This is a genomic window from Chromobacterium haemolyticum DSM 19808 (genome assembly GCF_000711885.1).
Taxonomy (GTDB): domain Bacteria; phylum Pseudomonadota; class Gammaproteobacteria; order Burkholderiales; family Chromobacteriaceae; genus Chromobacterium; species Chromobacterium haemolyticum.
In genome coordinates this window covers 1-14,960 of record NZ_JONK01000001.1, presented here as the reverse complement: position 1 = coordinate 14,960, position 14,960 = coordinate 1, and the positions used below count along the sequence as shown (strand labels likewise).

General features: G+C 63.7%; 13 protein-coding genes and 1 riboswitch. Of the genes, 3 read left to right on the top strand and 10 right to left on the bottom strand.

Going from position 1 to position 14,960, the window contains the following annotated elements:
* The first annotated feature begins 756 nt into the window (after nt 1-756).
* Nucleotides 757-1,617: a flagellar motor stator protein MotA gene (motA, locus tag BR71_RS00065; protein ID WP_043631027.1), complete on the top strand. Its 861-nt coding sequence runs from the start codon at nt 757-759 to the stop codon at nt 1,615-1,617.
* Here motA and BR71_RS00060 read toward each other — a convergent pair.
* Genes BR71_RS00060 through BR71_RS00045 form a run of 4 tightly spaced genes read right to left on the bottom strand, consistent with a single transcriptional unit; the run spans nt 1,601 to nt 5,676 of the window.
* Nucleotides 1,601-2,569 (bottom strand): ABC transporter ATP-binding protein, encoded by a 969-nt coding sequence (locus tag BR71_RS00060; protein ID WP_043631024.1) that lies wholly within the window; start codon nt 2,567-2,569, stop codon nt 1,601-1,603. The genes motA and BR71_RS00060 overlap by 17 nt on opposite strands.
* Entirely contained in the window at nt 2,562-4,115 is a 1,554-nt protein-coding gene (locus BR71_RS00055; protein WP_052370208.1) for an ABC transporter permease, read from the bottom strand. The genes BR71_RS00060 and BR71_RS00055 overlap by 8 nt, the downstream gene beginning before the upstream one ends.
* Nucleotides 4,115-4,663 (bottom strand): GNAT family N-acetyltransferase, encoded by a 549-nt coding sequence (locus tag BR71_RS00050; RefSeq protein ID WP_081862490.1) that lies wholly within the window; start codon nt 4,661-4,663, stop codon nt 4,115-4,117. Before BR71_RS00050 ends, BR71_RS00055 begins: the two co-directional genes overlap by 1 nt.
* Complete coding sequence (locus BR71_RS00045) at nt 4,660-5,676, bottom strand: thiamine ABC transporter substrate-binding protein (RefSeq protein WP_043631021.1); 1,017 nt, start codon at nt 5,674-5,676, stop codon at nt 4,660-4,662. The genes BR71_RS00050 and BR71_RS00045 overlap by 4 nt, the downstream gene beginning before the upstream one ends.
* Nucleotides 5,677-5,726: 50 nt before the next feature.
* Nucleotides 5,727-5,820: riboswitch (TPP riboswitch) on the bottom strand.
* Between the two features lie 147 nt (nt 5,821-5,967).
* Between BR71_RS00045 and BR71_RS00040 the strand changes: the two genes are divergently transcribed.
* Together BR71_RS00040 and BR71_RS00035 are read left to right on the top strand one after the other, a co-directional pair.
* Nucleotides 5,968-7,461, top strand: coding sequence for a DUF1800 domain-containing protein (locus BR71_RS00040; protein ID WP_081862489.1), 1,494 nt, complete (start codon nt 5,968-5,970; stop codon nt 7,459-7,461).
* Nucleotides 7,462-7,474: 13 nt separating this feature from the next.
* Nucleotides 7,475-8,653, top strand: a complete 1,179-nt coding sequence (locus BR71_RS00035) for a DUF1501 domain-containing protein (protein ID WP_043631018.1) — start codon at nt 7,475-7,477, stop codon at nt 8,651-8,653.
* A 240-nt stretch (nt 8,654-8,893) separates the two neighbouring features.
* On the opposite strand, the gene BR71_RS00030 is transcribed toward BR71_RS00035, so the two are convergent.
* The 6 genes from BR71_RS00030 to BR71_RS00005 all read right to left on the bottom strand — a co-directional run.
* Nucleotides 8,894-10,159, bottom strand: coding sequence for a nitronate monooxygenase (locus BR71_RS00030; protein WP_043631015.1), 1,266 nt, complete (start codon nt 10,157-10,159; stop codon nt 8,894-8,896).
* A gap of 253 nt (nt 10,160-10,412) precedes the next feature.
* Nucleotides 10,413-12,422, bottom strand: a complete 2,010-nt coding sequence (locus BR71_RS00025; RefSeq protein WP_043631012.1) for a M13 family metallopeptidase — start codon at nt 12,420-12,422, stop codon at nt 10,413-10,415.
* Between the two features lie 209 nt (nt 12,423-12,631).
* Nucleotides 12,632-13,045, bottom strand: a complete 414-nt coding sequence (locus BR71_RS00020) for an ExbD/TolR family protein (RefSeq protein ID WP_231138169.1) — start codon at nt 13,043-13,045, stop codon at nt 12,632-12,634.
* A 19-nt stretch (nt 13,046-13,064) separates the two neighbouring features.
* Nucleotides 13,065-13,508, bottom strand: coding sequence for an ExbD/TolR family protein (locus BR71_RS00015; protein ID WP_043631007.1), 444 nt, complete (start codon nt 13,506-13,508; stop codon nt 13,065-13,067).
* Between the two features lie 10 nt (nt 13,509-13,518).
* Nucleotides 13,519-14,250 (bottom strand): MotA/TolQ/ExbB proton channel family protein, encoded by a 732-nt coding sequence (locus tag BR71_RS00010; RefSeq protein ID WP_043631004.1) that lies wholly within the window; start codon nt 14,248-14,250, stop codon nt 13,519-13,521.
* A gap of 49 nt (nt 14,251-14,299) precedes the next feature.
* Nucleotides 14,300-14,960: energy transducer TonB (locus BR71_RS00005; protein WP_306293399.1), on the bottom strand; the 661-nt coding region annotated here is incomplete at its 5' end.

The window sequence follows — 14,960 nt, the reverse complement described above, 5'->3', positions numbered from 1 at the left end:
AGTATGCGCGCGGTCGTTTTCCCGGCGCACACTGCAAAGGTAGAGTTTTTAAACTAATAAATAGTTCCAATTAAGATATTGGCATGATAGATGCCATTTAATTAACATGGAAATACTCAGTTTCAGCGCTAAACCACGCATACAGGCTTGCCAACCTGCAGATCCTGCTTTAGATTGCGCAGCGACTCATGGGAAACCTGCATTGAGACTATCGGCATTCAAATCCATTACCCGGCTGGCCCTGCTGCTGTTTATTCTTTGGCAGGCCCTATCCTTGGCCAACGGCGCGGTTCGCGCCGACGACGCGCTTGGCCGCGCCAGCCCATCCTATGCCGCCAGCCAAGACATAACCACAATGCACATCGCGAGCGGCAGCCATGTCCACTGCGGCGGCGAACAGGGCGGATGCGGAGAGTGCCAGGCTTTGCCATCCACATGTCCAGGCTTAGCGGCAAACACGGTGGAGTCAGGCTGGCCCGGCTTCGCCACTGTCCTTTCACTGCGCCACCCGCCCGCACCTCCGCGCCGGCCGCCCCGCGCCTGAGCTCCTGTTTACGATCTGCTGCGCGTTGTAAGACGTGACACGGTGAGTGCTGCTTCGAAATACTCATGTACCGCTAGCACACACCGTTTTCTCCGCAGCAACGCCTGGCCCCTCTCTCGCGAAAGCGAGGGCAGGCTCCAAGCATTCCGCCTTCTTTAATCTCGCAAACGCGCCGCTCCCTCCGCGGCCCAAATCGCTTGGGACTCCTTCCTATGAATGTAATCATCGGCTACGTCGTCGTGATCGGCATGATCTTCGGCGCCTTCCTGATCCACGGCGGCGCCATCGGCGCCATTCTCTCCGCGATGCCTACCGAGATGATGGCGATTCTGGGCGGCGCGCTGGGCGCCTTCATCGTCGCGAATCAGACCAAGAACCTGAAAGCGGTGGCGCGCGCGCTGCCCGCCGCGCTCAAGGGATCGCGCCATGACAAGGCCCGCGCGCTGGATCTGCTCAGCCTGCTGTACGAACTGCAGGTCAAGGCGCGCAAAGAGGGCATGATGGCCCTGGAGGCCGATGTCGACGCGCCGCAGCAAAGCCCTATCTTCAACAAGTACCCGGCCATTGCCGGCGACCATCACGCGCTGGGCTTTATCCGCGACTACCTTCGCATCATGGTCAGCGGCAATCTGAACGCCTTTGAAATTGAGAACCTGATGGATGTGGAACTGGAAACCCACCATCAGGAGGGCATGGCGCCCATCGCCGCCATCCAGCGCCTGGGAGACGCCTTGCCGGCCTTCGGCATCGTCGCCGCCGTGTTGGGCGTGGTCAACACCATGGCCTCGGTCGGCGCGCCGCCTGCGGTGCTGGGCGGCATGATAGGTTCCGCCTTGGTCGGCACCTTCCTAGGCATCCTGCTGTCCTACGGCATAGTGACGCCGCTGGGCTCGCTGCTGGAACAGAAGCTGGACGAGGACAGCAAGGAATTGCAATGCATCAAGACCGTGCTGCTGGCCGGCATGCAGGGCTATCCGCCGCCCAGCGCCATCGAGTTTGGCCGCAAGGTGCTGTTTTCGAGCGAACGCCCGGAATTCGAAGAACTGGAAGAACGCATCAAGAGCCTGCGCTAAGCTCGCCCGGCAAGGGGATCAGCTCCTCGGCGTTCACCCCCAGGCCAAACTGGCCGCCTAGCCGCAACTCCGCGCCCAGGCTCGCCGCCTCGCGCGCGGACAGGCTCAGACTCAGACGCCCCGCCTGCGCGGCCACTTCCACGCGGGCGCCGTCCGCCAGCCAGGTCAGCGACTCAATACGCGCCGGCGAGTACTGCGGCCCCAACCGCAGCGCGCGGCCTGGCACCACAGCATGCTCCAGCACGTTTTCATAACCGATGAAACGTGCCAGCCATGCGTTTGCAGGCCTAGCCAGCAGATGCCGCGGCGCGTCGCATTGCACGATGCGCCCCTGATGCAAGACGGCGGCGCGGCTCGCCATCGCGAACGCCTCCTCCCGGTCATGCGTGACCAGAATCGCCGGGATCCCCGACTCCGTCAGCAGCTGCGTGAACTCCCCTTGCAACTGGCCTCGCAAGTGCGCGTCCAAGCTGGAAAACGGCTCGTCCAGCAGCAATAGCCGCGGCCGGGTCACCAGCGCGCGCGCCAGCGCCACCCGCTGTTGCTCGCCGCCGGACAAGGTCCAGACCTTGCGCCGCTGATAACCGCCCAACCCCAACCGCTCCAGCATCGCTTCCGCCTCGCGAGCGGCCTGGGCACGGGACTGCCCGCGCTCGATCAGACCGAACATCACATTGCCCGCCACGTCCAAATGCGGAAACAGAGCGAAATCCTGGAACATCAGCGCGAAGCCGCGCCGCTCCGGCGGCAGCCGGCTGATGTCCTCGCCTTCAAAACGAACGGCGCCGCCGTCCAGCGGCAGCAGGCCGGCGATGATTTTGAGCAAGCTGCTCTTGCCGCAGCCGGACGGTCCCAGCAGGGCCAGAGTCTCCCCGGCCGCCACCTCCAGCGATACGCCATCCGCCGCCACCCGCGCGCCGAAACGCTTTTCAATTCCTATGAGCTCAAGCACACCGGTCTCCTTTCTCCGGCTCCCCCGGTCTAGTCGTCCCGCTTTCAATCACGGCAAAAGCCAGTGTGGCCAGCACCATCAGCAGGCCGGACAACAGCATCGCCGCGTCCGCGTTGGCCTCACCGGGCCGGCCCAGCTTTTGATAAATCAAGGTGGTCAAGGTCAGCCATTCCGGCCGGGACAGAAACAAGGTAACCGCGAACTCCCCCACCGCAGTGGCGGCGGCGAAGGCCAGCCCGCGCCGCAAAGCAGGTTGCAGCAAGGGCCAAACCACCCGCCGGAACACCTTCCAAGGGCTGGCGCCCAGGGAGCGCGCCGCCTGCGCCAGATGTTCAGGCATGCCGTCCAGCGCCGCGCCGGCGGCCTTGGCCACGAAGGGATAGGCCAACAAAATGTAGGCCGCCAACAGCATGGCCAAATTGGCGCTCCAGCTTGGGTACAGCAGCAACAGGCCAAAAGCCACGCATACCGGCGACACCACGAAAGGCAGAAACGCCAGGGCCCGCAGCCACAACCAACGCCCCGCCGCCAGTGCGTGGCACAGGCCCAGCAGCCCGGACAGCAGCACGGTCATCACAGTGAAGCGCGCCGAATTGAACAAGGCCAGCCGCAGTTCCTCATCCCACAGCGCGGGCAGCTCATCAAGCGCGGACAGCGCTTTCCACAGCACCGCCAGCAAGGGTAAGCCTGCGAAGATCAACAGGATGGCGAGGCCCGCCGTCAGCCAGGCGCGGTCCACCCAGGTCCGCGCGGGCGCGGGGAGCAGCGGCTCGCAGCGCGCCGGCACGCCCAAACGCGCTTCCAGCCAGGCGTAGACCGCGGCGACGCTGCCGGCCACCAGTAGGCTCAACAACGCCAACGCGCCGGCGTCGGCCAGGTTCAGCTCATACGCCACCAGCGTGTAGATCTCGACTTCCACCGTGGCATAACGCTGGCCGCCCAGCAACAAGGCCAGACCGAAGCCGGAGAAACAGTAGAGAAAGACCAAGCAAAGATTGGGCAGCAACCAGGGCAGCGCCGCCGGCCATTCCACCCGCCAGAACGCGCGCCAGCGGCCGGCGCCCAGGCTGCGGGCAGCGGCCAGCCGGCTGGCGGGCACCTGAGCGAAGCCATCGGCGGCGGAGCGAATCACCAGCGGCAGATTGAAAAACAGATTGCCGTACAGCAACAGCCAGGGCGAGTCCTGCAGATTCAGCCCGCTCAATCCTCGCGGGCCGAACAGCGCCAGCACTCCTACCCCGGCGACCAAGGTGGGCATCACAAAGGGCAACATCAACAGGCGCAGCGCCAAGCCGCGCCCAACGAAACGGAATCGGGCCAACGCCCACGCCGCCGGAACGCCTAGCAACAAGGCCAGCAAGCAAGTCGCGCCGCCCTGCAGCACCGACCACAACATGCGCCAGCGCAGATAGGGATCGCTCAGCAAACCGAAGGACAGCGGCTCTCCGCCCTCCTGCAACAAGCGCGCCAACGGCAAGGCGGACATGGCCAGCAAAAACAGCAAGGGGGGCGCCGCCAGCAATAGGCGGCTCCTACCGCTCAGCATCAAGACTGCGTTCCCTTCAACGGCCAACAGGCGGTCAATACATCCTCCACGCCATCCTCGTCCTCGCTTTGGCCCGCCTTGGCGAAGCCCAAAGCCTCAGCCAAACATTGCGAAGGCAGGTTATCCGGCGCGATGGACAGCACCAGCCGCGGCGCGCCGGCCCGGGCCGCCCAGGCGCCCATCGCCAGCACCGCTTCGCGGGCGTAGCCTTGGCGGCGATACGCCGGGTAAATCGTATAGCCCAGTTCCACATCGCCGTAACCGCCCAGATAAGGATGGCCGGGCAAGGAGTGAAAGTTGGCGTGGCCCACCATCGTCAGATCCTCGCGACGCAGCAAAGCGCGCACCGACCAGGGCGCGTAATCGGGCTGGCGTTCGATATCGTCCAGCCGCAAAGCCATCAAGTCCTGCTCGTTCAGCCATTCCGTCGCCAGCGGCGCGCCCAGCAGCTCGGCCGCCGTTTCCGGTTGGCCGGCCAGGCACAGCCACAGCGTTTGCGGGTCCAGATGACGCAACAGCAGCCGCGGTGTTTCGATATCCGGAATCATTGCCCGCCCTTCAATACCACCCGAGTCCAGCGGGACACCCATTGCCGGGAGCGCTCGGCGATCACCTTGCTGTCCGGAGTGTCGTGCGCGGTCGGCTGCTCGGCGAAGCGGTAAACCGGATCCAAGGCCACCTTGTCCATCACCGGATACATCCACATAGTAGTGGTCACATCCTTCTGCACCGCCTCGGAGCGCAGGAAGGCGATGAATTTCTCGCCCAGCGCCGCCTCCTTGCCGCCCTTGACCAGAGCCGCGCCTTCCACCTGACGGAACACACCGCCTTTCAAGGGCAGATTGCCGGTGGGCGCGTCGTTCAGTTTCTGCTTGCTGTAGAACACCTCCGCGGCCGGGCTGGTGGCGTAGCTGACCACCAGCGGCCGGCTGCCGCCGTTTTTGGAAAAGTCCGTGTAATAGGATTCGCTCCAACCTTTGCTGACCTTCAGCCCGTTGTCGCGCAAGCGGCCCCAGAAGGCGAAGGCCTTGTCCTCGCCCATCGCGGCGACGGTGGACAGCATGAAGGCGAGCCCAGGGCTGGAGGTGGCCGGATTCTGCACCACCAGCAGGTTCTTGTAGGCCGGCTTGGTCAAATCCTCCAAGGTCTTGGGCAAGGCCAATTGACGCTGAGCGAACCAGGCCTTGTCGTAATTGAGCGTGACGTAGCCGTAATCTATGCTGACAGCGCCCGGCAAAGCGGCCTTGCCGCCTTGAGCCAGCGCCGCCGGCACCGGCGCCAGCACGCCGGCCTGCTGAGCTTTGCCGATCAGGCTGTTGTCGATGCCGAACACCACGTCGGCGATGGGATTGGCCCGGGTCAGGATCAGCTTGTTCAGCATCTCGCCGGCGTCTCCGGCCTTGATGATGGACACCTTGGCGCCGTTCTGCTTTTCAAACTCCGCGAGCAGAGGCTTGGACACCGTGAACGAGCTGTGCGACAGCACGCGCAGTTCGGCCGCCGACGCGGCCAGACTGACCGTCGCCAGCGTAACGGCGATCAAAGAGGGAAAACGCTTCATGGACATCTCCGTACACAATGGCAATTGGCCGGAGCAAGCGGAATGCGAGCAGCGCCCGCGCATCACGCTCCCTCCGCTGGCATGACCCAGATCAGGTTGCAGGGTATTTTCTCAGCCCGCGCGCGGGCACCCCTGGTGACAGCCGGCCAGTATACCCCAGCTGCCGCGCGCTGACAGCCAACACTCTTTAACAGAGTCGGCCGGCGCCTTAACACACCAATGACAAGCGCCTTCTAAGCTGAATAGGCTTGCGCCCGCTCCGGGCGCGTCGGGAGACCATGCTTGAACCCCATGCAAATCCTTTGCCGGCCGCTGACAAAAGTGGCGGGCGCCATTCGGGTCATCGCCAAGACTGGAGTCTTGCTGGCCGTTCTCAGCTTGCCCGCTCTAGCCCAGGCCGACATCGGCATCGCCGGCGCTCGCCACTTGCTGTCTCGCACCGGCTTCGGCGCCAACCCGGCTCAAATCGCCGTGTACGCGCCGCTAAGCAGAGAAGCCGCGGTGGACCGGCTGCTGGCCAATACCCGCGCCAGCGCCGACACGCCGCCGCCGGCCTGGGTGAACGAAGCCTTCGAGCGGCCGGGGCAGCCCAATCTCAGCGAAGAAGAGAAAAAAGCCTTGCAAAAGGCACGCGCCGAGCACGCGGTGGAACTACGCGGCTGGTGGCTGAACGAGATGCGCTACACCACATCGCCGCTCAGTGAAAAAATGACTCTGTTCTGGCATAACCACTTTGTCTCAGCGCTGGACAAGGTGCGCTCGCCGCAAATGATGTACCAGCAGAACCTGCTGCTGCGCCGCTACGCGCTAGGCAATTTCGGCGACATGCTGCACGCCATCGCGCGCGATCCGGCGATGATGCGCTACCTGGACACCGCCAATAACCGCAAGGGCCAGCCAAACGAAAACTTCGCTCGCGAGGTGATGGAACTGTTCACTCTGGGCGAAGGCCATTACAGCGAACAGGATATCCGCGAGGCCGCCCGCGCCTTCACCGGCTGGGGCTTGGACCGCGACGACCGTTTCGTCAACCGCCCCAAGCTGCACGACGACGGCGATAAGCTGATCTTCGGCCAGCGCGGCAACTTCGACGGCGACGCCGTGCTGGACCTGCTGCTGCAACAGCCGGCCACCGCCGAATTCATCACCGCCAAACTTTGGAAAGCCTTTATCTCGCCCAAGCCGGATCCGGCCGCCGTCAAGCGGCTGGCCAGCGGCTTCCGCAATGGTCGTTACGAGATCAAACCCTTGCTGCGCGCCTTGCTGCTCAGCCCACAGTTCTGGAACAGCCAGGGCCAGTTGGTGAAATCACCGCTGGAGCTGACCATAGGCACCCTGGTGACTTTCGACCTCAGCCCACCGGACTGGCGCGCGCTGGCCGGTCTTAATCGCCAGTTGGGCCAGGATGTGTTCGCGCCGCCCAACGTCAAAGGCTGGCCAGGCGGAGAAACCTGGATCAACAGCGCCACCTTGTTAAGCCGCAAGCAGTTCCTGGACCGTATCGCCCACGACGCCGCGCCGGCCCGCAACGCCTTTGCGCTGCCGGACGGCGGCATGGACGAAATGAAGGGGCGCGAGGCGCGCATCAACCGGCTGGCCGCAGCCGGCCTGCGCTCACTCAAGCTGCAACCTGACGAATGGAGCGCCATCTATCAGGTGCGCAGCGCTCAGGACACCGCCAGGCTGCTGCTGGCGCTGCCTCCGGCCAACCCTCTGCCCGAATCCCTCAGCGGCGCGCAAGCCATCGCCCCGCTGCTGCTGGATCCGGTCTACCAAATTCACTGACAGGAGCCCAGCCATGTTCCAGCGACGTCAATTTCTCAAGGCCATGGCCGGCGGCCTGATGGTATCGGTGCTGCCCAATCTGAGCTGGGCGCTGGCTCCGGCCGGCTATCGCCGCCTGCTGATGCTGATCGAGCTCAAGGGCGGCAACGACGGCCTCAACACCGTGGTGCCCTACGCCAGCGCCGACTACTACCGGTTGCGCCCTGGCATCGCCATTCCCCGTGAACAAGTGCTGCCGCTGGACGAACGCCTGGGCTTGCACCCGGCCATGACCGGGCTGCTTCCGCTATGGCAACAGCGGGAGTTGGCGGTATTACAGGGGGTTGGCTATCCCGACCCCAACCTGTCCCACTTTCGCTCCATCGAGATCTGGGAAACCGCATCCAATAGCCAGCAATATCTGAGCGAGGGCTGGCTGAGCCGGCTGTTCCGCGAACAGCCGACACCGCATGACTTCGCCGCCGACGGCGTGGTGCTGTCCAGCCAGGCGCTGGGGCCGCTGGACGGCGGCGCTCGCGCGGTGGTGCTGAGCAATCCTCAAGACTTCGCACGCCAGGCCAAGCTGGCGGCGGACCAAGGCCACGCCGGCAGCGGCGCGCTCGGCCATATTCTCAAAGTGGAGGGCGACATCCGCCAGGCCGCCGCCGAGTTGGGGCAGCCGGCCAAACCGTTGGCCGCGGCGGATTCGCCGATGGCAGCGCCGCGGCCGACCGGAGCGTTCGCCCAGGCCGTCGCCACCCTGGCGGATACCCTGTCGCGCGGCGTGTCCATCGCCGTAGCCCGCATCACCCTGACCGGCTTCGACACCCATGGCAACCAGCCGCCCACCCAGGCGCGGCTGCTGGGCGAACTGGCAGATGGCATCGCGCTCTTGCGCACGCAATTGCAACAGCAAGGGCGCTGGGACGACACCCTGGTGCTCAGCTACGCCGAATTCGGCCGGCGGCCGCGCGAAAACGGCAACCGCGGCACTGACCACGGCACCGCCAACGTCCATTTCGCCAGCGGCGGGCGCGTGCGCGGCGGGCTGTACGGGCAAAGCCCGCAACTGGCCGGCGTCAGCGACGGCAACCTGCCCTACGCCATTGACTTCCGCCAGGTCTACGCCACCGCCATCCAGAGCTGGTGGGGCAAGGACGCCCACAATGTGCTGGGCGGCCACTTCGCCCCCCTGCCCCTTCTCAAGACATGAGAAAGCCGGCCCGTAGGAACCTGTTTACGATCTCGCGAGCAAGAGCGGGACCAGGCGAAAACGCCTGAGAAAGCGGAGTGTACACACGGTACATGACATTTTGAGGGCGTACTCGCCGTGTCATGCTCCACGACGCGTAGCAAATCGCAAGCAGGTTCTAAGGCGTAAAAAAAGCGGCCCGCCTGATTGGCGCGCCGCTTCCATGTCCATTGGGAAGAGGTCCCTAGTCAAGGCATTCAATCATGCCTCAGCCGTACTTTCCAACTCCGGCAAGGCGATGTGGTGATCCTTGCTGTATTGATAGTCGTGAAACACGTGCTCGGCGCTGAGCAGTTGATAGCTGCCGTCTGCGCGCTGGACGGTGGTGTCTTTGAGACGGTAGGCGTTGTGGCCGCAGGTCCAGCAATCAAAATTGCGCATCTGCGTGCACAAACAGGTCTTGTCCCACACTTTGATGCGGCGCTCGCCGGGATGGGCGGCCACTTCGCGATTATAGGCCTCGATATAGGAACAACCGCCCTTGGCGTCCAGCAGGTAGCCGTAGGCTTCGCAATTAGGGCGAATGCCGTCGCCGATGGCCGGACAGTGCTTGATCATGCGCATCGGATAGCCGGTGGGCGACAGTTGGTTGACTTCGATGTCGTCCTCATTGGCTTTGAAGTATTCCTGCTGCACTTTCTCCGGCAAGCCGCATTCTCGCGCCACGGTGAAGCGAGTAGCCACCTGCACCGCGCCGGCGCCCATCTCCAGGAATTGAGTCGCATCGCTGCCGGTGAACACGCCGCCGGCGGGAATCAGCGGGATATCCAGTTGCTCGGCCCGCAGCCAGTCGCGGATTTCGGCCACGATGACGGCCAGGTCGTATTGCGCCCAATCCATGCCGAAGCCCAGGTGGCCGCCGGCCAGCGGGCCTTCCACCACCACATAGTCCGGCAGGCGGTTGCTGCGCGCGCTCTTTTTCAGGAACAACTGCAGAGCGCGCAGCGAGGAGACGATGATGCCGAGTTTGGCGTCGCGGAAACGCGGGTGATCTTCCATCAACGCGAAGGAGCCCAGATGCAGACCCGCGGCCAAAGTAATGCCGTCGATGCCGGCGTCCAGCGCGGCATGCATGCGCGTGCGCAAGGTTTCCTTGGGCGCGTTCATGGTCAGCTTTTCCATGCAGTTGATGAAGACCAGGCCATCGCCGCGTTTGGCTTCCATGGTCTTGCCCACATGCATGCGGGTGGCTTCCGCCAGCAAACCCAAGTCGAACTGCACGACGGATTTGTCGCTGTTCTCGACATTGAATTTGTACTGCTTGAGCTTGTCTTTGACGTATTTGGTGTTGAAGCGGCGGTCGGTGACCGTGGGCACCATGGCGTCGGAAATATGCCCCACGCCGCCCAGTCTGGCTGCTTCCAGCGCCAGCGCCGAGGTGGAGATGTCCACGCCCATGCCGCCAATCATGATGGGCACCAGCTCCTGCTTGCCCAGCCGCAGTCTGAAATCGTCAACGCACTTCATTAAATCAGCCTATCTCTCCTGAATGCTGGCCGGCATTATCCCCCGGCCTTATGGGAAAATCCATTTTTTTAGAGTTTTTGCTCCGAGGACCCAGCCAAACCGCTCCCGTCAGCCCCAGCCAGTTCAAGCGCCCAGCCCTGGCCACTATGCGCCCGCCATATTGCAGCCATGCTACGCGCCGGCTCATTGAAAAAGCCGGGGGGGCCCGGCCTTTCCCTGCATGCCGGCGCGTGGCAGGCCGCAAACTACGGTCTTACCAAATACGGATGCGCTCGTCTTTCGGCTTGAACATCTTGTCGCCGGGCTTGACTTCGAAGGTTTCGGCAAAGGCGTCGCTGTTGCTCGCCGCGCCGATAGCCCGGAACTCTCCGGGCGAATGCGGATCGCTCACCAAGCGCGACAGCAAGGCCTCGTCGCGAATCTTGTTGCGCCACACCTGGGCGAATCCATAGAAGAAGCGCTGGTCGCCGCTCATACCGTCTATTGTAGGCGCCGGCTTGCCACCCAAGGACAGTTGGTAGGCCTTATAGGCGATTTGCAGGCCGGCGTTGTCCGCGATGTTTTCGCCCAGCGTCAACTCACCGTTGATGTGCTTGCCCGGCAAGGGCTCGTAGCCGCTGTACTGCGCCACCAGCTTGCCGGTCAGTTGATCGAAACGGGCGCGGTCCTCCGCCGTCCACCAGTTGCGCATATTGCCGTCGCCGTCGAACTGGCTGCCCTGATCGTCGAATCCGTGGCTGATTTCATGGCCGATCACCGCGCCTATGCCGCCGTAATTAGCTGCGTCGTCGGCCTTGGCATCGAAGAACGGCGGCTGCAGAATAGCGGCCGGGAATACAATCTCGTTCAGCGATGGGTTGTAGTAAGCGTTGACGGTTTGCGGCGTCATCCCCCACTCCTCGCGATCCACCGGCTTGCCCAGGCGGGCCAGCATGCGGCGATATTCAAACAAGGAGCCGCGCTTGATATTGCCCACCAGATCGTCTCGCTTGATCGTCAGGCCGCCATAGTCGCGCCACTTATTGGGGTAGCCTATCTTCAGCATGTATTTGGACAGTTTGTCCTGCGCGGCCTTCTTGGTGGCCGGGCTCATCCAGCTTAGCGTGTCTATGCTCTGGGCGTAAGCTTTCATCAAATTGCCCACCAGCGCTTCCATCTTGGCCTTGGACTCCGGCGGGAAGTAAGCCTGCACGTAGAGCTTGCCCAGAGCCTCCCCCAGATTGCCCTCTACCGCTTTCACCCCGCGCTTCCAGCGCGGCTGCTGTTCCAGCGTGCCGGCCAGCGCCTTGCCGTGAAAGTCGAAACGGGTTTGCGCCAGGGCGCTGTCCAGATAGGGCGCGTAGGCGTCCAACGTCTGCGCCGTCAGATAGTCCTGCCAGTCTTGCAGCGGCCACTCGGCCGCCAGCTTGGCCCAGGCCTGAGCATAGCTGGGCTGGTTGACGTTGACCGCGCTGACGCCGCCGGCCCCGGCCGCCTCCAGGAAAGCTTGCCAGTCAAAGCCCGGCGCCCGCTTTTTCAGCTCGGCCACGCTCATCTTGTTGTACGTCTTTTGCGGGTCTCGGTTCTGCACCTTGCTCCACTGGGCTTCTGCCAGCCTGGTTTCCAGCGCGAACACGCGCTGGGCGCGCTGCTCCGGTTCGGCGTAGCCGCCCAGCTTGAACAATTTTGCGAGGTAGGCCCGATAGGCCTGGCGAGCTTTCTCGAAGCGCGCGTCCTTGCCCAGATAATAGTCGCGGTCCGGCATGCTCAGGCCGTTCTGATACAAGCCGGCCAGGTATTGACGCGCGTCCTTGGCATCCGCCTCAACGTAAAAAGCCAAGGGCTGTTGCACGCCCAGACCCTGCGCCGCACCCATCCAGGCCGCCATCGCGCGCTTGTCCTTCAAGCCGGCGATCTCCGCCAGATCGCCGCGCAGCGGCGCCAGGCCCAGTTTGTTCAGCGCGGCCTCATCCATAAAGCTGTGATACAGGTCGCCGATCTTTTGCGCCTCCGGCGATGCGTTCGGCTTGGCTGCGGCCTCTTCTATCAGCTTGCGGCTGCGTTCCAGGCTCAAGTCGCGCAATTGCTTGAAGGCGCCGTCGCTGTCTTCGGACGCCGGCAGCACCGCGTGTTTGATCCAGCCGCCGTTGACCGCGTGATAGATATCGTCCTGCGGACGCACCGCGTTGTCGAAATGCTGTGTGTCGATGCCGGACACGACGCCGGCTTGTGCGTGCCAGGCCAGCAACAGACTGGCGGCCATCAGGGCTAACTTCATTTTCATCGGGGGTTCCTTTCACTCTATTTCTCTGCGGCCCTGTTTTCCTTGTTTTGGTTCCGGTGAAAATGCCGGGCCGGCTCACAACGACAAGAGAAAGGCAGCCCAAAGGCTGCCTTTTCCTCACAACGAGTCAAACATCCATTTCATGACAAAGACAATATATATATCAACACAAGACATATATAAGGAATGGCTTGGTCAGGCCCGCGGGATCACTGCACAAACTGCTCGGACCCCACGATGCCCAGCTTGGTCACCCCCAAACGCTGCGACTCCGCCAGCACCATCGCCACCGGCTCGTAACCCGCATCCTTGTTCGGCTTGATGTGAAACTCCGGCTGCGGCACCCGCGCCGCCGCTTCCGTCAGCTTCTTCTCCAAAGCCTCCCGGTTCGCCAAACGCTCTCCGTTCCACAAGATCCCGTTGTCCGGCCCAATGTCTATCTGCACCACCACCGGCTTCTCCATCGGCTTCGCCGGACTGCTCACCGGCATGTCCAGCTTCACCGCGTGCGTCTGGATCGGAATCGTGATGATCAACATGATCAGCAGCACCAGCATCACGTCGATCAGCGGTGTGGTGTTCATCTCCACCATCAGGTCGTCGTCGGACGAGCCTACGTTCATTCCCATCTTCCTGCCCCTCCTAGTTCCGCGGCGGCGGTTCGGTAATAAAAGCGATCTTCACGATACCCGCCTGCTGCACCGCCAGCACGATGCGGCCTATGGGGCTGTACTTAGCCCCCAGGTCGCCCCGAATGTGCACTTCCGGCTGCGGGTCCTTCTTCGCCTCCTTCACCAGCCGCGCCAGCAGCTCTTCCTGCGTCTTCACCGGCGTGGTGTTCCAGTAAATGGTGTTCCCGGTGTCCACCCCCAGCACGATGTTCTCCGGCTTGGTCTGCGTCGGAATGTTGCTTTCCTTCGGCAGCGCCATCTTCACCGTCTGCGTCACCACCGGCACCGTGATCAGGAAGATGATCAGCAGCACCAGCATCACGTCCACCAGCGGCGTGGTGTTGATCGCGGACATCACCGCGTCTTCGTCGCCCTTGCCGTGGCCTTGGCCGAATCTTGCGTTGCGCCCTTTCATCGTCGACGCCTCAGCGCGCGTTCAGCAGGCTGGCGTGCAGGCGGCCCGCCACCACTCGCACCATGTCCAGCACCAGCTTGTTGCGACGCACCAGCCAGTTGTAACCCAGCACCGCCGGCACCGCCACGCCCAGGCCGATCGCCGTCATGATCAGCGCTTCGCCCACCGGGCCCGCCACTTTGTCGATCGACGCCTGACCCGACATGCCGATCGCCGTCAGCGCGTGGTAGATGCCCCACACCGTGCCGAACAGGCCGACAAACGGCGCGGTCGAGCCGACGGTGGCCACCACCGACAGGCCGTTTTGCATGTGGTGGCTGGCGGAGTCCACCGCGTCGGAGATGGCCATCGACACCCAGGTGTTGAGGTCCACGCGCCCGGCCAGTTCGCCCTTGTGCTCGGCCGCCGCTTCAATCCCGGCCACCGCCACCGCGCTGAACATGCCTTCGTCGGCCAGTTCGCTGGCGCGCTTTTGCAGCTCCGCGCCGTGCGATTCCAGCAGTTCGCGGCCTTGCTTGAGCAGGCGGCGCTGTTCCAGCAGTTTGACGATGCCGACGTACCAGGTGGCCGCGGACATGATCAGCAGGATGATCAGGGTGCCGCGCGCCACGATGTCGCCTTGCGCCCACAGGGCGTCGATGCCGTACGGGTTGCTGGTCACGTGCGCGGTTTCGGCGGCCAGCGCGCTCAGGCTGCTCAACAGGGCCACGGCGGCGAAGGCGGTGCGGGTGATTTTGCTCATGTTCTGGTTCTCCTAGAGATTGCTTGTTCCGGTCGAGGCGCGCTCGCGCTCATTCGCCGGAATCGAGTTTGAAGCCGAATTCCTGGCTCAACAGGCTGTTGGGTTTGCAGCTGTAGCCTTGCAGCGCGGCGCTGATCGCCGACTGGAAGCCGCTGCGGTAGCGCGGCGGGATGCCGCCGTCGAACGAAATATTGGCGATGTGACTGAAGCGGCCGTTGTCGCCCACCTGGAAGGCCACGCGCACCACGCCCTGGATTTCGTCCTGTTGCGCCTTGCTCGGATACTCCGGCGCTTGCAGCTGGCTGCAGTTGGCCTTGGCCGACACCGGTCCCTTGGGCGCTTCCACCGCCGGGGCGGGGGTGGGCGCGGGCTGCGGCGCCGGGTCCGAGGTGGTGGACTGGATGGCGTTGGCCGTGGAGGTGACCGGCGGCGGATTGACCACCGGCGGCACGTAGGCCTGCGGCTTGGGCGCGGCGGTGGGCTGCACCACTTTCTCGATCTTGGGCGGAGGGGGCGGTGGAGGGGGCGGCGGTTCGCTGATGACCGCCACTTCCACTTTTTGCTGGATCACTTTGACCACGCCCTGGGCCAGGCCCGAGACCAGCGCGTAGATCAACAGTGCATGGAAGACGACCACGCCGACCAAGCCCGCGATGCGGCGCTTGGGCGGGGGACCGCCGATTCCTCTGGCTGTGATGCTCGTCATGTTT

Bases quoted from the DNA above. Each gene is read 5' to 3' on its own strand.
- BR71_RS00040 (WP_081862489.1), top strand. From the start codon at position 5,968: ATGCAAATCCTTTGCCGGCCGCTGACAAAAGTGGCGGGCGCCATTCGG.
- motA (WP_043631027.1), top strand. From the start codon at position 757: ATGAATGTAATCATCGGCTACGTCGTCGTGATCGGCATGATCTTCGGC.
- BR71_RS00010 (WP_043631004.1), bottom strand. From the start codon at position 14,250: ATGAGCAAAATCACCCGCACCGCCTTCGCCGCCGTGGCCCTGTTGAGC.
- BR71_RS00025 (WP_043631012.1), bottom strand. From the start codon at position 12,422: ATGAAAATGAAGTTAGCCCTGATGGCCGCCAGTCTGTTGCTGGCCTGG.
- BR71_RS00050 (WP_081862490.1), bottom strand. From the start codon at position 4,663: ATGATTCCGGATATCGAAACACCGCGGCTGCTGTTGCGTCATCTGGAC.
- BR71_RS00030 (WP_043631015.1), bottom strand. From the start codon at position 10,159: ATGAAGTGCGTTGACGATTTCAGACTGCGGCTGGGCAAGCAGGAGCTG.
- BR71_RS00035 (WP_043631018.1), top strand. From the start codon at position 7,475: ATGTTCCAGCGACGTCAATTTCTCAAGGCCATGGCCGGCGGCCTGATG.
- BR71_RS00020 (WP_231138169.1), bottom strand. From the start codon at position 13,045: ATGAACGTAGGCTCGTCCGACGACGACCTGATGGTGGAGATGAACACC.
- BR71_RS00045 (WP_043631021.1), bottom strand. From the start codon at position 5,676: ATGAAGCGTTTTCCCTCTTTGATCGCCGTTACGCTGGCGACGGTCAGT.
- BR71_RS00055 (WP_052370208.1), bottom strand. From the start codon at position 4,115: ATGCTGAGCGGTAGGAGCCGCCTATTGCTGGCGGCGCCCCCCTTGCTG.
- BR71_RS00015 (WP_043631007.1), bottom strand. From the start codon at position 13,508: ATGAAAGGGCGCAACGCAAGATTCGGCCAAGGCCACGGCAAGGGCGAC.